This window comes from Trinickia sp. NRRL B-1857 (assembly GCF_050470685.1).
Classification (GTDB): Bacteria; Pseudomonadota; Gammaproteobacteria; order Burkholderiales; family Burkholderiaceae; genus Trinickia.
This window is the reverse complement of sequence record NZ_JBFLUK010000001.1, coordinates 3,136,156-3,150,632: the sequence shown is the minus strand read 5'-3', so window position 1 is coordinate 3,150,632 and position 14,477 is coordinate 3,136,156. Positions and strand designations below refer to the sequence as shown.

Here is a 14,477-nt window from a genome sequence, read left to right as displayed (position 1 = left end):
TTGGAACTACGTTCTAGCATTTAGTGCAGGCAGCGCTTAGCTATATCGATAAACTCGCAGGCTTTGCAGGAACCGCTGGACTGCCTGTCCATATTCCTTCATCCGTCTGGGAGGTGGACGACAGTACCTCGGGCTTGCGCACGCCCATCGTCAGTGTGCGGGCGCGCTTTGTTGGCTTGGTGCGCACCATTTGATCTTCGTCCTTCGCAAAGTAGCCGACGACGTATTCCACGAGCCTGTTGAACTGCTGCTCATCGGAGCAATCAAGAGGATCTAGCGCCCATTTGCGCTGACGTCGAAGTTGCTCCACGTCACTGCGGTCACGACAGTCAAACGAAAGGCCCAGACCGCCCGTGACACGCCGCCATCGGTCAGCGGCAAGATTTCTCAGGCGATCGAGGTCCGATTTCTTCAGTCTCTGGGCTTCGAACAAAAACAGCACATGAAAATGGTTAGCGCGATGCTGACCACCGTTCTCCATCTTGGTGATATAAACGACCATTGCGTCGAACAGCGTAGCATCGACGCCACGCTGATTGTCGAAGAACCGTTCCCGGTGTTGCATGGCTAGCCCCGCATCGATCCTCGGCCGGGCTTCGGGCGCCCATACATCACTCCCGAAACGATAAGGCACACGGGACCACGTGCCGTGCGGTTCCGGGTGCCAATTGAAACGAGGCAGTGCGTCCTCGATCACCGCTGCTGACTCCGCGTAGAAGAATTCCATACGAAGGGGAATCAACCGCCCTTGTCCCTGTGTCGCCAGATAGAGCTTCTTGCGGATTGACCTCTCCTGGGCTACTAACCCATTCTTCCACTTCTTCAGCTTGCGTCGAACCTTGCGGCTCCTCGCCTCATACCGCAACTCGGCTATGAACTCGTTATAAGCCTCTGCTGCGATCTTCTCATTGGCAAGCCCGCGCTTCGGGAAGCACGAAGGCCAGTCCCCGAACTCCGGATGGCGCAGGTAGCAGTCGAAGAACAGGGCGAGGTCCGGACTATAGGTCCACTCGGGGTAGTACACGCGCATCAGCAGAGTAAAGTCCTGAAAGAACCCTGCCAAGCCCCGCCTGCCCTCGACTACCACCGGTATTGCTTCCTTTCGGCCACTCTCAACATCAATCCGGAATGGCAATTGATCGGTATACAGCACACCGTTCATAAACGCGACCAGATCACCAAACGCGACCCGGTACGAATCCGGACCTAGCTGCCAGCATGCGCTCAGGGGATCGGAGAAACCGGCATACCGGTCGCCGCCGATGCCCTCCGAAACTCCTATGCAGTTGATATTCTGGCCATTTAAAATCTTGTTCATCACGATCCCTTTCGTTGTACTCAAGGGATAAACGGACAATGTAATTTAAACCCTCTTCATTCTTACAATCAGCACTTCTCGCATAAGGCAGATTGCACCAAATGGTCCGCTTATCGCATACCACCGCCTCGATATGTCATCCCTGACATATGACCATCCATGCTGTTTGTCTGTGTATTGTTGTTTGCTTATTTATTTACAATCAGATCACTTGAGTGACCTGATGTTTGATGCCTCTCTCATCCATTCTTCTTTACTGGTTATTTATCCCCTTCAAAAGACTATCTTAGTATAGGGCGCAACGGGTCTTTCAATACCCAAAAACAGCGGACCGAACCGGAAGATTCGCCACCTTTTCGGGAGAAAACACCTAATGATCACGCAATTCCACCATACGAGATTACGGACTTATCCGGCATATCAATCACACCGGCGTAATACCAACAGGCGGATTCCGGACTTTCATGCAGAGTACGAACATTGATCGATGGCCGAAGGATCGGGACCGCTGACGGATAAGAGGAAAGCTCGGAGATCGCAAGAGCCTAAAGATCGGATCGCGGCAGCACAACGGGAATCTCCGTACCCAGAGTCGGCCAGTCGGTGCCGATCTCGCCTGCGTCATACCTAGACCGTCGCTTGGGGCAGCATCCGCTCCGCTTCATCCCGATGTTGGTTCGTACACACATGCCCCTCACCCGACATACGGGCCAACCAAGCCATGAAATCACGGTTATCAGCTCATCCCATGAGCTTCAATACCTCTAGAGATGATCATCAACGCCTCTGTATCGCATCCTGAAATGTTCTAAAATACCTCTAGGAAGCTACTGGTGCTTCAGCTTGCAGATCATCAAACGATCATCGATAGGATTGAACTATGGTTAGGGACGAGTCATGGGACGTGGTTGAAAAGCTCTGGCAAGGACACCTCTCGCCGCGCGAGCGTAATTGGCTTTGGATATGCCTGAAGTTCTTTCCGACCGTTAGGCCTAACCGACTGGACACGTATCCGGGCGAACGAGTCGTGCCCATGTCAATAACGCCATCCTCATTTACGGAAGAAGGTCAATTTGGCGAAATGTATCAGCTGCTATCGAGGAACAATGCAGCTATCAACCCACTCAAGATAGAGAAGATCTTTAATTCACAAGATGATTTTGCGTGGATTGAAAACGATATTCGCCAACTGCGTTGGCTAATCGAACAAATTCAACGAGCATTGAATTTCGGAATTCCAGATGCGCGCGCCAGACTTGGAGATCGGGATTATTTTATTTGCTTACTTGATGTCGCCACAGTTCCCTTGCACGTCAAAAAAGGGTATCTCGAACAACTTCGTAGAATTTGGCTGGAAAACCTTAAAACCACTTCATACTTGAACTGGTTTGACGACGAAGAATTCGAACGCTGCGAATTCGCCTTTCAAAGTCTCGCCCCTCGCATGATGGGATACCTCGGATTTGGCCCGGACAAGTTCTCCAGCGGCACTGAAATCAAGTCTTACTTCGATTTTCTCCAGATATCAAGCTACGAAAAAAAGAGCCATATTGATCACGTCAAGAAACTCTGGAGCCAGAAGGTATATCGAAAGAGATTGGAAAAGGCGAAAGTTCGCCAACGAAATTTCGTCCTGCCTGAGACAACGATCAAAAGCTTGGAGAACGTGGCGAAAAAGGCCGGCCTGTCGCGCACAAAAGTTCTGGAACAATTGATCTACTTCGCGGACAAATATGGCATGCCAGCAGAGCAATCACCCGTCCCCCCTCCCGGCGCCCAAGGTATCCCGAAACGGGAGTTCCAGCAGCCGTCTTAACAGCGTCAAGCCGCTCCGAGGGAGGCCGATAGGGACTTGCCCGAGGTCGCAGACAAACGCGCCTGAAGCCAGGCGTTGAGTTCCGCTTCAGAATAGCGAACGGTCTTTTCGCCGAGCTTGATCTTCCTCGGGAACGTCGGATCGTAATATTTGGATCCAGAACGCATGCGCTCGTGCAGCATCGATTCGCGGATCCCGGTGCGCTCACTAACATCTTTGATGCTGAGTAGCGGGCCGGCTGGGATCGCCTGGGCTGGGGTAACGGCTTGCTCAACAGGCACTTCCTCGACTACTTCCGATTGTGCTGGAACCCGGCGGGCTGTTCGAGTTGATCGCGACGCCGGTTTGGCATCAGCGACGGTCACGTCCGCCGGCGTCTCCATTTCGCTCGCGGCAACGCCTTTGGTCGGTACAGCTTCGTACACAGTTGAAGCTTCGACCGGTTCTTTTGCGGAGTAGGCGATGTCCCAGTAGTTCAGATATACGAGGACGTCCCGACGCGGAATCAGCGTGCCAACGAGCATTTCGCTAGCCGGCAGATGCTTTCCGCGAAACGCTCTGATGCGACCTGTATCAAGCCAATTCTGAAGTACGCGCAGATGTTCGCTGGCCACGGTCCACCGTTCGGTGATGATCCTGTCGTGCTCTCGGAGGTACCGAGACTCATCTAGCAGCACTGGCTCCCAGGCGGGGCGATCCGGCAGCGCTCGGAATGCCTGTAGAAACACTTCGGCAACGTCGCCCGAGTACGGGATCTGGAGCGCAGGTAGGCCCGGCAGGACGCGCAGGAGATACGCACGATCGTCATCGGTCAACCCCCGCTCAACAAACTGCAAGTCACCGATACCTACTACGCCTAGGGCCAACGGCTTCTTTGCGACGATGCATTCCATGCCAGCGGCCCGTGGATTGAGGTCCGGCACTGCGGCGCGGGCAATCTCGCGCACGAGTAGCCAACAGTCAATCGGGTCGTCAAGCGGCAGGTCGATATGCGCAATCATGCGGGAATGGCCATGTGTCACGGTAGATAAAACGCATCTCAAGATCGAGAGCGCAATCTATCCTGTATCGGCAAGAACCGCACGTCCCTGAAGCCTTCTATCTCGAACTTAGCCGATTGCGGCCACCATCGGAATGACCTTCGCGCCAATCTTGAGCTGGTCCAGATAGTCGGCCCATTTCTGCATCATCGTACATCGTTCTTTGATGAACTTCGTCCGGTTGTAAGCTCTGCCCAGCGTGTCGGGTACCGTATGCGCTAGCTGGTGCTCGATCACTTCCGGCTTCTGCTCCAGCTCTTCGTGCAAAATCGTCCGGGCCATTGCACGAAACCCGTGCCCAGTGATCTCCGTGCGTGTGTCGTAACCCAAGCGACGCAGCGCAGCGTTGATCGCAGCATCGCTCATCGGACGCTGCCGGGAACGAGCGCCCGGAAACACGTACTGGCCGCTGCCGGTCACGGCCTACAGTTCCTTCAGAATCTTGACGGCCTGTGTGGCCAGCGGCACCAAGTGCTCCGTCTTGGTCTTCGTCACCAGATAACGCCATTCCGCTTTCTCAAGATCGAACTGGGCCCATTCCGCCTTGCGTAGCTCCCCAGGGCGCACGAACAGCATCGGCGCAAGCTTGAGCGCACAGAGCACGGTGAACGTGCCGGAAAAGCCGTCGAATGCCCGCAACATTTCTCCCACCCTTGCCGGATCTGTAATCGACGCGAAGTGGGTCGTCTGCGCTGGAGGGATGGCCTTCACAAGGCTCGCCGCAGGGTTACCCTTGCAATGCCCTTCCTTGATTCCGTAGACGAAGACCCGGCCGATTTCGCTGCGAACACGGTGTGCAGTAAATCGAGCGCCACGGCTATCGATGCGTTTCAGCACAGCCAGAATTTCGGGCGCATCAATCTCCGCAATCGGACGCTTCCCGAGCCAAGGGAACACGTCGCTCTGCAACCGCACCAACGTCCGCTCATGCTGCCGAGCCTCAACGTACGGTCGGCGCTCCTCCAACCAAGCCAGCGCCACAACTTCGAATGAATTGTCAGCCGCCAAATGCGCTGCTCGCCTATCGGCCTTCTTCGCCTCGCCCGGATCTGATCCCTTTGCCAACTGCTCGCGCGCCTCTGCTCGCCGCTGACGGGCGAGGGCGAGACTAACCTCGGGGTAGACGCCCAAGGCCAAGGTTTTCTGCTTTCCCAGATAGCGGTAAGCGAGCCGCCAATACTTCCCGCCGTTCGGCTGGACCAACAGGAACATGCCATCGCCGTCCGTCAGCTTGTACGGCTTGTCTTGAGGCTTGGCGTTGCGAATCGCGAGGTCTGAAAGGTTCATTTCGTTAGTACCAACAGGGATCAGCAAGATACCAACGAATATACCAGCAAGCCTTTCGGACTTAATTGGATTCCTTCGGACCCTAAACGGCGTAGGACAACAAAAAACCCCGCAGAATCAAGGACTCTAGCGGGGTTTTCGGACGACTGCGGAGGTCGTCGGAGAAGCATATGGTGCCGGCTGCAGGACTCGAACCCGCCACCTGATGATTACAAATCAACTGCTCTACCAGATGAGCTAAGCCGGCGTGAGGCCGCGATTGTACTTCATTTCACAACTTTGAGGTGGCCTTTACCGCCGCCGCCTTTGCCGCCGTCGTCATCTGTACGCGGGCGTCCGCCCTCGCCCGATACCTCAGGCGCAGCACGCGGGCCGCTATCGCGCGCAACCGTATCGCCCGGCGCCTCGCCAGCCTCCAACACTTCGCTGCTCGCCACCGGCCCGCTTTGCGCGGCACCCGTCGCAGGCTCAACCGGGAACGCCATGCCCTGCCCGTTCTCGCGCGCATAGATCGCCAGCACATTCGCTACCTGCACTTCGATCTTATGCACCTTGCCCGAGAACCGCGCGCTGAACTCGATCCACTCATTGCCCATCTGCAACTGGCTCGTCGCCTCGAAGCTGATGTTGAGCACGATCTCGTCGTTGTGCACGAACTGACGCGGCACGCGCGTGCTCTGGTCCACGCGCACGGCAATGTGCGGCGTGTAGCCGTTGTCCGTGCACCACTCGTACAACGCACGTAGCAGATAAGGCTTAGTCGAAATTTCTTGCATCAACTGTCCTCATACGAGGTCCGGCACGCCGCTCATACACCTGGCGATCAGGCAAGCGAGCGGCACGCCAGGACTCGACTTACCGACGCATGACCTTTTCCGAGGGCGTCAGCGCCTCGATATACGCCGGCCGGCTGAAGATACGCTCGGCGTACTTCATCAGCGGCGCCGCATTTTTCGACAACTCGATGCCGTAGTGATCCAGACGCCACAACAGCGGCGCGATCGCCACGTCGAGCATCGAGAACTCTTCGCCGAGCATGTACTTGTTCTTCAAGAAGATCGGCGCCAATTGCGTCAAGCGATCGCGAATCGCCAAACGCGCCTTCTCGTGATTCTTCTCGGCAGCCTTACCCTTCTCGTTCTCGAGCGTGCCGACGTGAACGAACAGCTCCTTCTCGAAGTTCAGCAAGAACAAACGCGCACGCGCACGCTGCACCGGATCGGCCGGCATCAACTGCGGATGCGGGAAGCGCTCGTCGATGTACTCGTTGATGATGTTCGATTCGTACAAGATCAGATCGCGCTCGACCAAGATCGGCACCTGACCGTACGGATTCATTACGGCGATGTCTTCCGGCTTGTTGAACAGGTCGACGTCGCGAATCTCGAAGTCCATGCCCTTTTCGAACAACACCAGCCGGCAACGCTGGGAAAACGGGCAAGTTGTGCCGGAATACAAAACCATCATGTCTAAAGTTTCCTCAAAAAGCTGAAGGGCCAGCGCGCCGGAGCGCCCGCTCGTCAAGCGGGCGCTCCCTTGCGCCGGCCCCACACCGTGTTACGGCGTGTTTATTGGACGTCTTTCCAGTAAGCCGCGTTGAGCCGCCAGGCGAAAAACGTCAGTACGCCCAGGAAGATCAGCACGAACACACCGAGCTGTCGGCGCGTCTGCTGGGTCGGCTCGGACATCCAAGTCAGGTACGCGACCAGATCCGCCACGGCAGAATCATAATCTACCCGAGACATCGTCCCCGGTTTTACGATTTCGAAGCCCTGAAACTCGTGCGTCGTCTGTCCCGTCTCGGGGTCCTTCACGTCGTCGAATTTGGCCGTACGCATACCCTGCAATTGCCACAGCACGTTCGGCATGCCGACGTTGTTGAACACCATATTGTTCCAACCCGTCGGCCGCGTATCGTCGCGGTAGAAGCTACGCAAGTACGTATACAACCAATCGCTTCCGCGCGCCCTCGCCTCCACCGACAAATCCGGCGGCGTCACGCCGAACCACGTCTTTGCGTCGTCCGGGCGCATCGCCACCGTCATCGTATTGCCCACTTTGTCGGTGGTGAACAGCAGATTCTGCTCGATTTCCTTTTGGGAAATGCCGATCTGCTCCAGCGAGCTGTACCGCACGAGGTTCGCGCTGTGGCAGTTCAAGCAATAGTTTACAAACAATTGGGCGCCATGCTGCAACGATGCGATGTCGTGCGTGTTATTGGGCGCACGATCGAGCGCAAAACCCTCTTCCGCATGGGCCGGCCCCATCGCCACGGCCAACGTCAGCGCCACGCTCGCACCGCCGATACGCGCGAGCTTGCTCAGCCAAGTTTTCATATTCTAGTGTCCTCGCTCGCGGTTAATGGGGCTTGTACCGAACACGCTCGGGCGGCTGTTTGAACGTCCCCAGCCGGGTCCAGAACGGCATGCCCAGGAAGAACGCGAAGTAGATCAACGCGCAGATCTGAGCAATCAGCGTCGCCGCCGGCGAGGGCGGCTTTGTCCCCAAAAACGCCAGCGTCAAGAACGCCAGTACGAAGATCGCGTAGAGCACCTTATGGAAGAACGGCCGGTAGCGAATCGACTTCACCGGGCTCCGATCGAGCCACGGCAAGAAGAACAGCGAAATCACCGCCGAGCCCATCACCACGACGCCCCAGAACTTCGCTTCGGTGACCGCCATGAACACGATCAGCAACGCAGCCAGGACCGGCAATCCGATCCGCCACTTGCCACGCGCCCGGGCGAGCGCGAGCAACCCCAGCAAGCCGACGACGATCATCAGCACGATCTTGAACGGGTCGGTCGTCGCGCGCAGCATCGCGTAGAAGGCCGTGAAGTACCACACGGGCGCAATTTCGGGCGGCGTCTGCAACGGGTTGGCCGGGACGAAGTTGTTCTGCTCGAGGAAGTAACCGCCCATCTCCGGTGCGAAGAACAGAATCGCGGCAAACACCATCAAGAAAATCGACACGCCGAAAAAGTCGTGCACCGAGTAATACGGATGGAACGGAATGCCGTCGAGCGGCTTGCCGTTCGCGTCCTTCTTGGCCTTGATCTCGATACCGTCGGGGTTGTTCGATCCCACTTCGTGCAGCGCGATCAAGTGCACGAAGACGAGCCCCAGCAGTACAAGCGGAATGGCGATCACGTGGAACGCGAAGAAGCGATTGAGCGTGATGTCCGAAACCACGTAGTCGCCGCGAATCCACAGCGACAGATCCGGGCCGACGAACGGGATTGCCGAGAACAAATTCACGATCACCTGCGCGCCCCAGTACGACATCTGGCCCCAAGGCAACAGGTAGCCGAAGAACGCTTCGGCCATCAAGCACAGAAAGATCGCGCAGCCGAAGATCCAAACGAGCTCGCGCGGCTTGCGATACGAGCCGTACATGAGGCCGCGGAACATATGCAGATACACGACGACGAAAAACATCGACGCGCCCGTGGAGTGCATGTAGCGAATCAGCCAGCCCCACGGCACCTCGCGCATGATGTACTCGACCGACGCGAACGCAAGCTGCGAGTCGGGCTTGTAGTTCATCGTCAGGAAGATGCCCGTGACGATTTGGTTCACAAGCACGAGCAGCGCGAGCGAACCGAAGAAGTACCAGAAGTTGAAGTTCTTCGGAGCGTAATACTCCGACAGATGCGCCTTCCACGTCGACGTCATCGGGAAGCGCCGGTCGATCCACCCGGCTAGCCCCGTCGTTTCCACCTGCTTTTCCGTTGTCGCCATTTACGCCTCTCCTTCTTCGTCTTTGCCGATCACGATCGTCGTCGACGAGGTGAACATGTAGCGGGGAACGTCGAGGTTCTGCGGCGCGGGCTTGTCCTTGAAGACGCGGCCGTCGAGATCGTAGGTCGAGCCGTGGCAGGGGCATAGGAAGCCGCCAGGCCAGCTATCGGGAAGGTTGGCTTGAGGGCCGGGGGTGAACCGCGGCGTCGGCGTGCAGCCCAGGTGCGTGCACACCGCGACGACGACAAGAATGTTCTGATGATCCGCGCGCGACCGATACTCGTTCTGGCAGTACTTCGGCATCGGCATCGAAAACGGATTCTTCGACTGCGGATCGACGACATCGGGATCGGCCTTCTTCACGTCGGCCATCATGTCCGGCGTGCGGTTCAGAATCCAAACCGGCTTGCCGCGCCAGGCCACCGTCATCAGCTGTCCCGGCTGCAATCCGCTGATATCCACTTCGACCGGCGCGCCGGCCGCTTTAGCTTTCGCCGATGGCTCTAAGGAGTCCACGAAAGGTACTACCGCGGCAACCCCTCCCACGCCGCCCATTACGGTCGTCGCAATCAGCCAGGTACGGCGGCTGCCGTCGACGCGTTCCTCTTCTTTATCTCGCATCACACGCCCCACTTCTAAGTTGGATTTTTCCGTCACCGCTTTTTGCCACCGCCGCTAGTTTGCGCGAATGGAGTCGGCATTTACAAGAGCCGTCCGACAAAAACCGTGCGAAGCGTTGATTCTTAAGGGTTTCCCCGCATCCCAGACCGGTATTTCCAGTCTTTTTCCTCGTTAAGCATTTCATTTATCGGCATGCTTATTGCGTTACCCATGATCTGCGTCATTCAAAACGCAAAAAGCGGTCGCGCAATTGCCGCGCCATTTCCGATAATTGCGGCACTGCGTCACACCGGATTATCGATATCGATAAATAAATGCTCAATATCGAAGCGCTCCGACAGGTGGGTACCCAGCGCCTGGACCCCGTATCGCTCCGTCGCATGATGCCCCGCAGCAAGGTAAGCCACGCCGCTTTCGGCCGCGATATGCGTCGTCTGCTCGGAGATCTCGCCCGTCAAGTACACGTCGGCGCCGGCATCGATCGCGGCCTCGAACCAGCCTTGCGCTCCGCCCGTGCACCAGGCGATACGCCGCAACTCGACATCGGGATCGCCGAGGATGAGCGGGGTGCGCCCCAGCGTTTGCTCCACCTGGGCCGCGAAGTGCGCGAGCGTGACCGGCATCGGCAGCGTCGTCATCCAGCCCAAGGAATCGGGCCCGAACCGCGCATCGCCGATCAGGCCGAGCCGTGCCCCGAGCTGCGCGTTGTTGCCGACTTCGGGGTGATCGTCGAGCGGCAGGTGGTAGGCGAACAGGTTGATCTCGTGATCGACGAGTTGCTTGATCCGCCGAAATTTGCGGCCCGTGATCTGCGGCGCCTCGTTACGCCAGAAGTAGCCGTGATGGACGAGGACGGCATCGGCCCCCCAATCGGTAGCCGCTTGCAGAAAAGCGAGCGACGCAGTGACGCCTGTCGCTATCTTTTCGATGCGCCGCCGGCCCTCCACTTGCAAGCCGTTCGGGCTGTAGTCCTTGAACCGACCAATGTCGAGCATGTCGTTCAAGTACAATTCAAGTTCGATCCGATCCATAGAAACCTCGATTCTTCAAATGCTTAGACGCTTCTGGTTGCTCTTCGCCCAAGCGGTGACGGTTCTGCTCGCGGTTCTGTTCATCGTGGTGACGCTCAAGCCGCAATGGCTACAGCATCAAGGGCAGTTCGGCAAACAGCTCGCCTCTCCGATCGTTGCTCTGCGCGAGGTCGCACCGGGCGCAGGTTCGGGGCCGGCCACCACCTCGTACGCCGATGCTGCGCAAAAAGCCATGCCGGCCGTCGTGAACGTGTTCTCCGGCAAGGCGGGCGCAACGCCGCCCAACCCGCATGCGAAAGATCCGCTGTTTCGTTACTTCTTCGGCAATCCCAAGAATCAGCAGCAGGGACAACAGCCCGAGGACGAAACCGCGACGAACCTCGGCTCGGGCGTGATCGTGAGCCCAGAGGGCTACATTCTAACGAACGAACATGTCGTGGACGGGGCGGATGAAATCGAGGTCGCCCTGGCGGACGGCCGCCGCACGAACGCGAAGGTGATCGGCGTCGATCCCGAAACCGATCTGGCCGTGCTCAAGATCAACATGACGAGCCTGCCCTCGATCACGCTCGGCCGCATGGACCAAGTCCGCGTGGGCGATATCGTGCTCGCCATCGGCAACCCGTTCGGCGTAGGCCAAACGGTCACCATGGGCATCATTAGCGCGCTGGGGCGCAATCACCTCGGTATCAACACGTTCGAGAACTTCATCCAAACGGACGCGCCGATCAACCCCGGCAATTCGGGCGGCGCACTCGTGGACGTCAACGGCAATCTGCTCGGGATCAATACGGCCATCTATTCGCGCTCGGGCGGCTCGCTCGGCATCGGCTTCGCGATCCCGGTATCGACGGCGCGCAGCGTCCTCGAAAGCATCATCACGACGGGCTCGGTCACACGCGGCTGGATCGGCGTGGAACCGCAAGACATCACGCCCGCGATCGCCCAGTCGTTCGGGCTCGAACAGCGCGGCACGATCGTCGCGGGCGTCTTGCAAGGCGGCCCGGCCGACAAGGCGGGCATCAAGCCCGGCGACGTCTTGCTCGACGTGAACGGCGAGGACATTACAGATACGACGCGGCTCTTGAACGTCATCGCGCAGATCAAACCCGGCACGCAAGCCAAGGTGACGCTGATGCGCAAGAAAAAGGAGATGGATGTCGTCGTGACGATCGGCAAGCGGCCGCCGCCGCCGAAGCAGCCCGACAACAACCAGGACGACGGCAGCGACTCGCAGCAGCAGGAATAGCAGCAGGGATAGCGGAGGAAACGAGAGGCGCCGGCGCGAACGACTTCGCGCCGGGCCGGCAGACGCGGGGTTTTGGGGCCGGGCCTTAGGGGCCTTAGGGGCCTTAGGGGCTTTAGGGGCTTTAGGGGCCTTAGCCCGCCGCGCCCTCTTCCTCGATCACGGGGCGATCCTTGCCCACGATCAGTCGCGCCGCGATGATTCCGGCTTCGTAGAGAATGATCAGCGGCAGCGCGAGAATGAGCTGCGAAAAGACGTCTGGCGGCGTGACGACAGCCGCCACCACGAACGCGCCGACCACGATGTACGGTCGAATGCTGCGCAGCTTCTTGAGCGTCACCACGCCCATTCGCACGAGCAAGACCACGATGATCGGCACCTCGAACGTCACGCCGAACGCGAGGAACATCGATAGGACGAAACTTAAGTAGTTATCGATGTCGGTGGACATCTGGACGTTCAACGGCGCGTTGTAGTGCGCCATCACGCGAAAGATCGTCGGAAACACCACGAAATACGCGAAGGACATCCCGCACAGGAATAGGACGTAGCTGCTGCCGACGAGCGGCGCGACGAGCTTTTTCTCGTGCTGATAGAGCCCCGGGGCGACGAACGCCCAGATTTGGTAAAGCACGAACGGCAGCGCAATCACGAGCGCCACGAGCATCGTCACCTTCACGGGCACGAAAAAGGAGCCGGTGACGTCCGTGACGATCATCCGCCCGCCTTTCGGCAAGTTCTCCATCAACGGGCGCGCGAGCACCCTGAAGATGTCGGTTGCCCAATAGACCAGGCCGAGAAAAACGATGATGACGGCCGAACCCGCCTTGATGATCCGATCGCGCAACTCGACGAGATGCGAGATGAACGACTCTTCGGTGCCTTCGTCTTGCGTTTGCTGGGGGTCGCTCACACCGGCCCTCTTAAGGAGATCGACGCGCGTAGCGTCGAATAATCGGAAGTGGGAAGCCGTCGATGATCAGCGCCGAACTGTGCACTCTCATGGACGGCGTCAAAGAAAGCGCCGCTGCTTACGCAGGCTCGCGGGCGTATGCCGTGCCACGCGGGCCGCACCCGATTGCACGTGCGTGCGACGCCCCACGGATCGCTTGTACCAGACCGGCGCGGCCGAGCGCTTCGTCCGCCAGCTCACGCGTTTGACCATGGGGGGAGCCGTCGTACGCCAGGGGGAACTCGTCCCCGAGGACGCGCCGGTTGCGCTCGACGCGGCATCCTCGGCCGCCCCCGAACCGGCGATGCTCGGCGAGACGGACGTACCGGCCCTGAAAGCGTCGTTCAACTCGGTTTCGTGCTTGCGCAGATTGTCGTGAATCGAGGTTTCGACGTTGCGCGCGGCCGATTCGAACTCGGTCTTCATCCGGCGCAGTTCGTCGAGTTCGATCTCCCGCGTCACTTCCGCCTTCACGTCATTGATATAGCGCTGGGCACGGCCGAACAACGCGCCCGCCGTACGGGCGACGCGCGGCAAGCGTTCGGGGCCGAGCACGACCAGCGCCACCACGCCGATCAGCGCCATCTTCGTGAGTCCGAGATCGAGCATGGAGGTGGCCTAGTCGTCCGTTATCGTTGGTTTGTGCAAGGGGATGGGGGCGGCAGCAAACGCCGCGGCAGCCTCGGGCGTGCCGCGCAACCTGCCTTTAGCGGTAGTCGTTCGAGCGCGTCTTTTCCTTCGCTTCGACGTCGATCGTGTTGGCGCGCGGCAATTCGCGCCGATCGGATTCGTTGGACGCCGGAGCGGACGGCGAATCGGCGTCTTTCATGCCCTCTTTGAAGCCTTTAACCGCGCTGCCGAGGTCGCTGCCGATACTGCGCAGACGCTTCGTACCGAATACGAGCGCCACGATCAGAAGCACGATCAACCAGTGCCAAATGCTGAATGAACCCATGAGAAATCTCCAGAGCCTCGCCGGCGCGCTATGCGACGGCAACAATACCGGCCTTGCGACCGTAATTGGAGCGCGAACGCTCCCTGTCGATCGATACGGCTGCGCTTATCCCATCCGCTTCCAAGGACGCGGACCGGCAAGGATGTGCGCATGCAAGTGATAGACCTCTTGCCCTCCGCCCGGCCCCGTATTGATGACCGTGCGAAACCCCGTATCGCCGCCGGTGTAAGCGCAACCGAGCTCATCGGCCAGGCGCGCCACTAGTACCATCATTTTACCAAGCAGCGGCGCATCGCTTTCGGTGCAATTGGAGAGCGTTTCGACGTGTTTTCGGGGAATGACGAGGACGTGCGTGTCCGCCGCCGGGTGAATATCCTTGAACGCGACGAAGTCCTCATCCTCGTGAACCTTGGTGCTCGGGATGTCGCCCGAGGCAATCTTGCAAAAAATGCAGTTGTCGTGACTCATGG

General features: G+C 58.6%; 14 protein-coding genes, 1 tRNA gene and 1 pseudogene. 2 read left to right on the top strand and 14 right to left on the bottom strand.

Annotation, left to right across the window (positions count from 1 at the left end; all coding sequences use genetic code 11):
* Nucleotides 1-40: 40 nt before the first annotated feature.
* Nucleotides 41-1,318, bottom strand: a complete 1,278-nt coding sequence (locus tag AB1286_RS14100) for a hypothetical protein (RefSeq protein WP_430363847.1) — start codon at nt 1,316-1,318, stop codon at nt 41-43.
* Between the two features lie 904 nt (nt 1,319-2,222).
* Between AB1286_RS14100 and AB1286_RS14095 the strand changes: the two genes are divergently transcribed.
* Nucleotides 2,223-3,134 (top strand): hypothetical protein, encoded by a 912-nt coding sequence (locus AB1286_RS14095; RefSeq protein WP_430363846.1) that lies wholly within the window; start codon nt 2,223-2,225, stop codon nt 3,132-3,134.
* A gap of 5 nt (nt 3,135-3,139) precedes the next feature.
* On the opposite strand, the gene AB1286_RS14090 is transcribed toward AB1286_RS14095, so the two are convergent.
* The 9 genes and pseudogenes from AB1286_RS14090 to AB1286_RS14050 form a co-directional block, all read right to left on the bottom strand.
* Nucleotides 3,140-4,135 (bottom strand): helix-turn-helix transcriptional regulator, encoded by a 996-nt coding sequence (locus tag AB1286_RS14090; RefSeq protein WP_430363845.1) that lies wholly within the window; start codon nt 4,133-4,135, stop codon nt 3,140-3,142.
* Between the two features lie 108 nt (nt 4,136-4,243).
* Nucleotides 4,244-5,461 (bottom strand): annotated as a pseudogene (locus AB1286_RS14085) (tyrosine-type recombinase/integrase).
* A 171-nt stretch (nt 5,462-5,632) separates the two neighbouring features.
* A tRNA-Thr gene (locus AB1286_RS14080) sits at nt 5,633-5,708 on the bottom strand.
* Nucleotides 5,709-5,727: 19 nt separating this feature from the next.
* Nucleotides 5,728-6,237 carry a ClpXP protease specificity-enhancing factor gene (locus tag AB1286_RS14075; protein ID WP_430363844.1) on the bottom strand — a complete coding sequence of 170 codons (510 nt, stop codon included), beginning with the start codon at nt 6,235-6,237 and terminating at the stop codon, nt 5,728-5,730.
* A gap of 79 nt (nt 6,238-6,316) precedes the next feature.
* Nucleotides 6,317-6,928, bottom strand: coding sequence for a glutathione S-transferase N-terminal domain-containing protein (locus AB1286_RS14070; RefSeq protein ID WP_006052302.1), 612 nt, complete (start codon nt 6,926-6,928; stop codon nt 6,317-6,319).
* Between the two features lie 101 nt (nt 6,929-7,029).
* Complete coding sequence (locus tag AB1286_RS14065) at nt 7,030-7,797, bottom strand: cytochrome c1 (RefSeq protein ID WP_430363843.1); 768 nt, start codon at nt 7,795-7,797, stop codon at nt 7,030-7,032.
* A 22-nt stretch (nt 7,798-7,819) separates the two neighbouring features.
* Nucleotides 7,820-9,202 (bottom strand): cytochrome b, encoded by a 1,383-nt coding sequence (locus AB1286_RS14060; RefSeq protein WP_430363842.1) that lies wholly within the window; start codon nt 9,200-9,202, stop codon nt 7,820-7,822.
* On the bottom strand, nt 9,203-9,823 hold the full coding sequence (gene petA, locus AB1286_RS14055; RefSeq protein ID WP_430365064.1) for a ubiquinol-cytochrome c reductase iron-sulfur subunit: 621 nt from the start codon (nt 9,821-9,823) through the stop codon (nt 9,203-9,205). It abuts the gene before it with no gap.
* A gap of 284 nt (nt 9,824-10,107) precedes the next feature.
* Nucleotides 10,108-10,854, bottom strand: a complete 747-nt coding sequence (locus AB1286_RS14050) for a Nif3-like dinuclear metal center hexameric protein (protein WP_430363841.1) — start codon at nt 10,852-10,854, stop codon at nt 10,108-10,110.
* A gap of 19 nt (nt 10,855-10,873) precedes the next feature.
* On the opposite strand from AB1286_RS14050, the gene AB1286_RS14045 reads away from it, so the two are divergent.
* Entirely contained in the window at nt 10,874-12,103 is a 1,230-nt protein-coding gene (locus AB1286_RS14045; RefSeq protein WP_430363840.1) for a Do family serine endopeptidase, read from the top strand.
* A gap of 130 nt (nt 12,104-12,233) precedes the next feature.
* Here the strand turns inward: AB1286_RS14045 and tatC are convergent, their stop codons facing one another.
* From tatC to AB1286_RS14025, 4 genes are all read right to left on the bottom strand, one after another.
* Nucleotides 12,234-13,013, bottom strand: coding sequence for a twin-arginine translocase subunit TatC (gene tatC, locus AB1286_RS14040; RefSeq protein WP_430363839.1), 780 nt, complete (start codon nt 13,011-13,013; stop codon nt 12,234-12,236).
* A gap of 99 nt (nt 13,014-13,112) precedes the next feature.
* Entirely contained in the window at nt 13,113-13,661 is a 549-nt protein-coding gene (tatB, locus tag AB1286_RS14035) for a Sec-independent protein translocase protein TatB (RefSeq protein ID WP_430363838.1), read from the bottom strand.
* 97 nt (nt 13,662-13,758) lie between these two features.
* The gene (gene tatA, locus AB1286_RS14030) at nt 13,759-14,007 is read right to left on the bottom strand and encodes a Sec-independent protein translocase subunit TatA (protein WP_430363837.1); all 249 of its coding nucleotides are present in this window, start codon (nt 14,005-14,007) and stop codon (nt 13,759-13,761) included.
* A 105-nt stretch (nt 14,008-14,112) separates the two neighbouring features.
* Entirely contained in the window at nt 14,113-14,475 is a 363-nt protein-coding gene (locus AB1286_RS14025; protein ID WP_430363836.1) for a histidine triad nucleotide-binding protein, read from the bottom strand.
* Nucleotides 14,476-14,477: the final 2 nt, after the last annotated feature.

Bases quoted from the DNA above. Each gene is read 5' to 3' on its own strand.
- AB1286_RS14100 (WP_430363847.1), bottom strand. From the start codon at position 1,318: ATGAACAAGATTTTAAATGGCCAGAATATCAACTGCATAGGAGTTTCG.
- AB1286_RS14090 (WP_430363845.1), bottom strand. From the start codon at position 4,135: ATGATTGCGCATATCGACCTGCCGCTTGACGACCCGATTGACTGTTGG.
- AB1286_RS14075 (WP_430363844.1), bottom strand. From the start codon at position 6,237: ATGCAAGAAATTTCGACTAAGCCTTATCTGCTACGTGCGTTGTACGAG.
- AB1286_RS14070 (WP_006052302.1), bottom strand. From the start codon at position 6,928: ATGATGGTTTTGTATTCCGGCACAACTTGCCCGTTTTCCCAGCGTTGC.
- AB1286_RS14065 (WP_430363843.1), bottom strand. From the start codon at position 7,797: ATGAAAACTTGGCTGAGCAAGCTCGCGCGTATCGGCGGTGCGAGCGTG.
- AB1286_RS14060 (WP_430363842.1), bottom strand. From the start codon at position 9,202: ATGGCGACAACGGAAAAGCAGGTGGAAACGACGGGGCTAGCCGGGTGG.
- petA (WP_430365064.1), bottom strand. From the start codon at position 9,823: ATGCGAGATAAAGAAGAGGAACGCGTCGACGGCAGCCGCCGTACCTGG.
- AB1286_RS14050 (WP_430363841.1), bottom strand. From the start codon at position 10,854: ATGGATCGGATCGAACTTGAATTGTACTTGAACGACATGCTCGACATT.
- AB1286_RS14045 (WP_430363840.1), top strand. From the start codon at position 10,874: ATGCTTAGACGCTTCTGGTTGCTCTTCGCCCAAGCGGTGACGGTTCTG.
- tatB (WP_430363838.1), bottom strand. From the start codon at position 13,661: ATGCTCGATCTCGGACTCACGAAGATGGCGCTGATCGGCGTGGTGGCG.
- tatA (WP_430363837.1), bottom strand. From the start codon at position 14,007: ATGGGTTCATTCAGCATTTGGCACTGGTTGATCGTGCTTCTGATCGTG.
- AB1286_RS14025 (WP_430363836.1), bottom strand. From the start codon at position 14,475: ATGAGTCACGACAACTGCATTTTTTGCAAGATTGCCTCGGGCGACATC.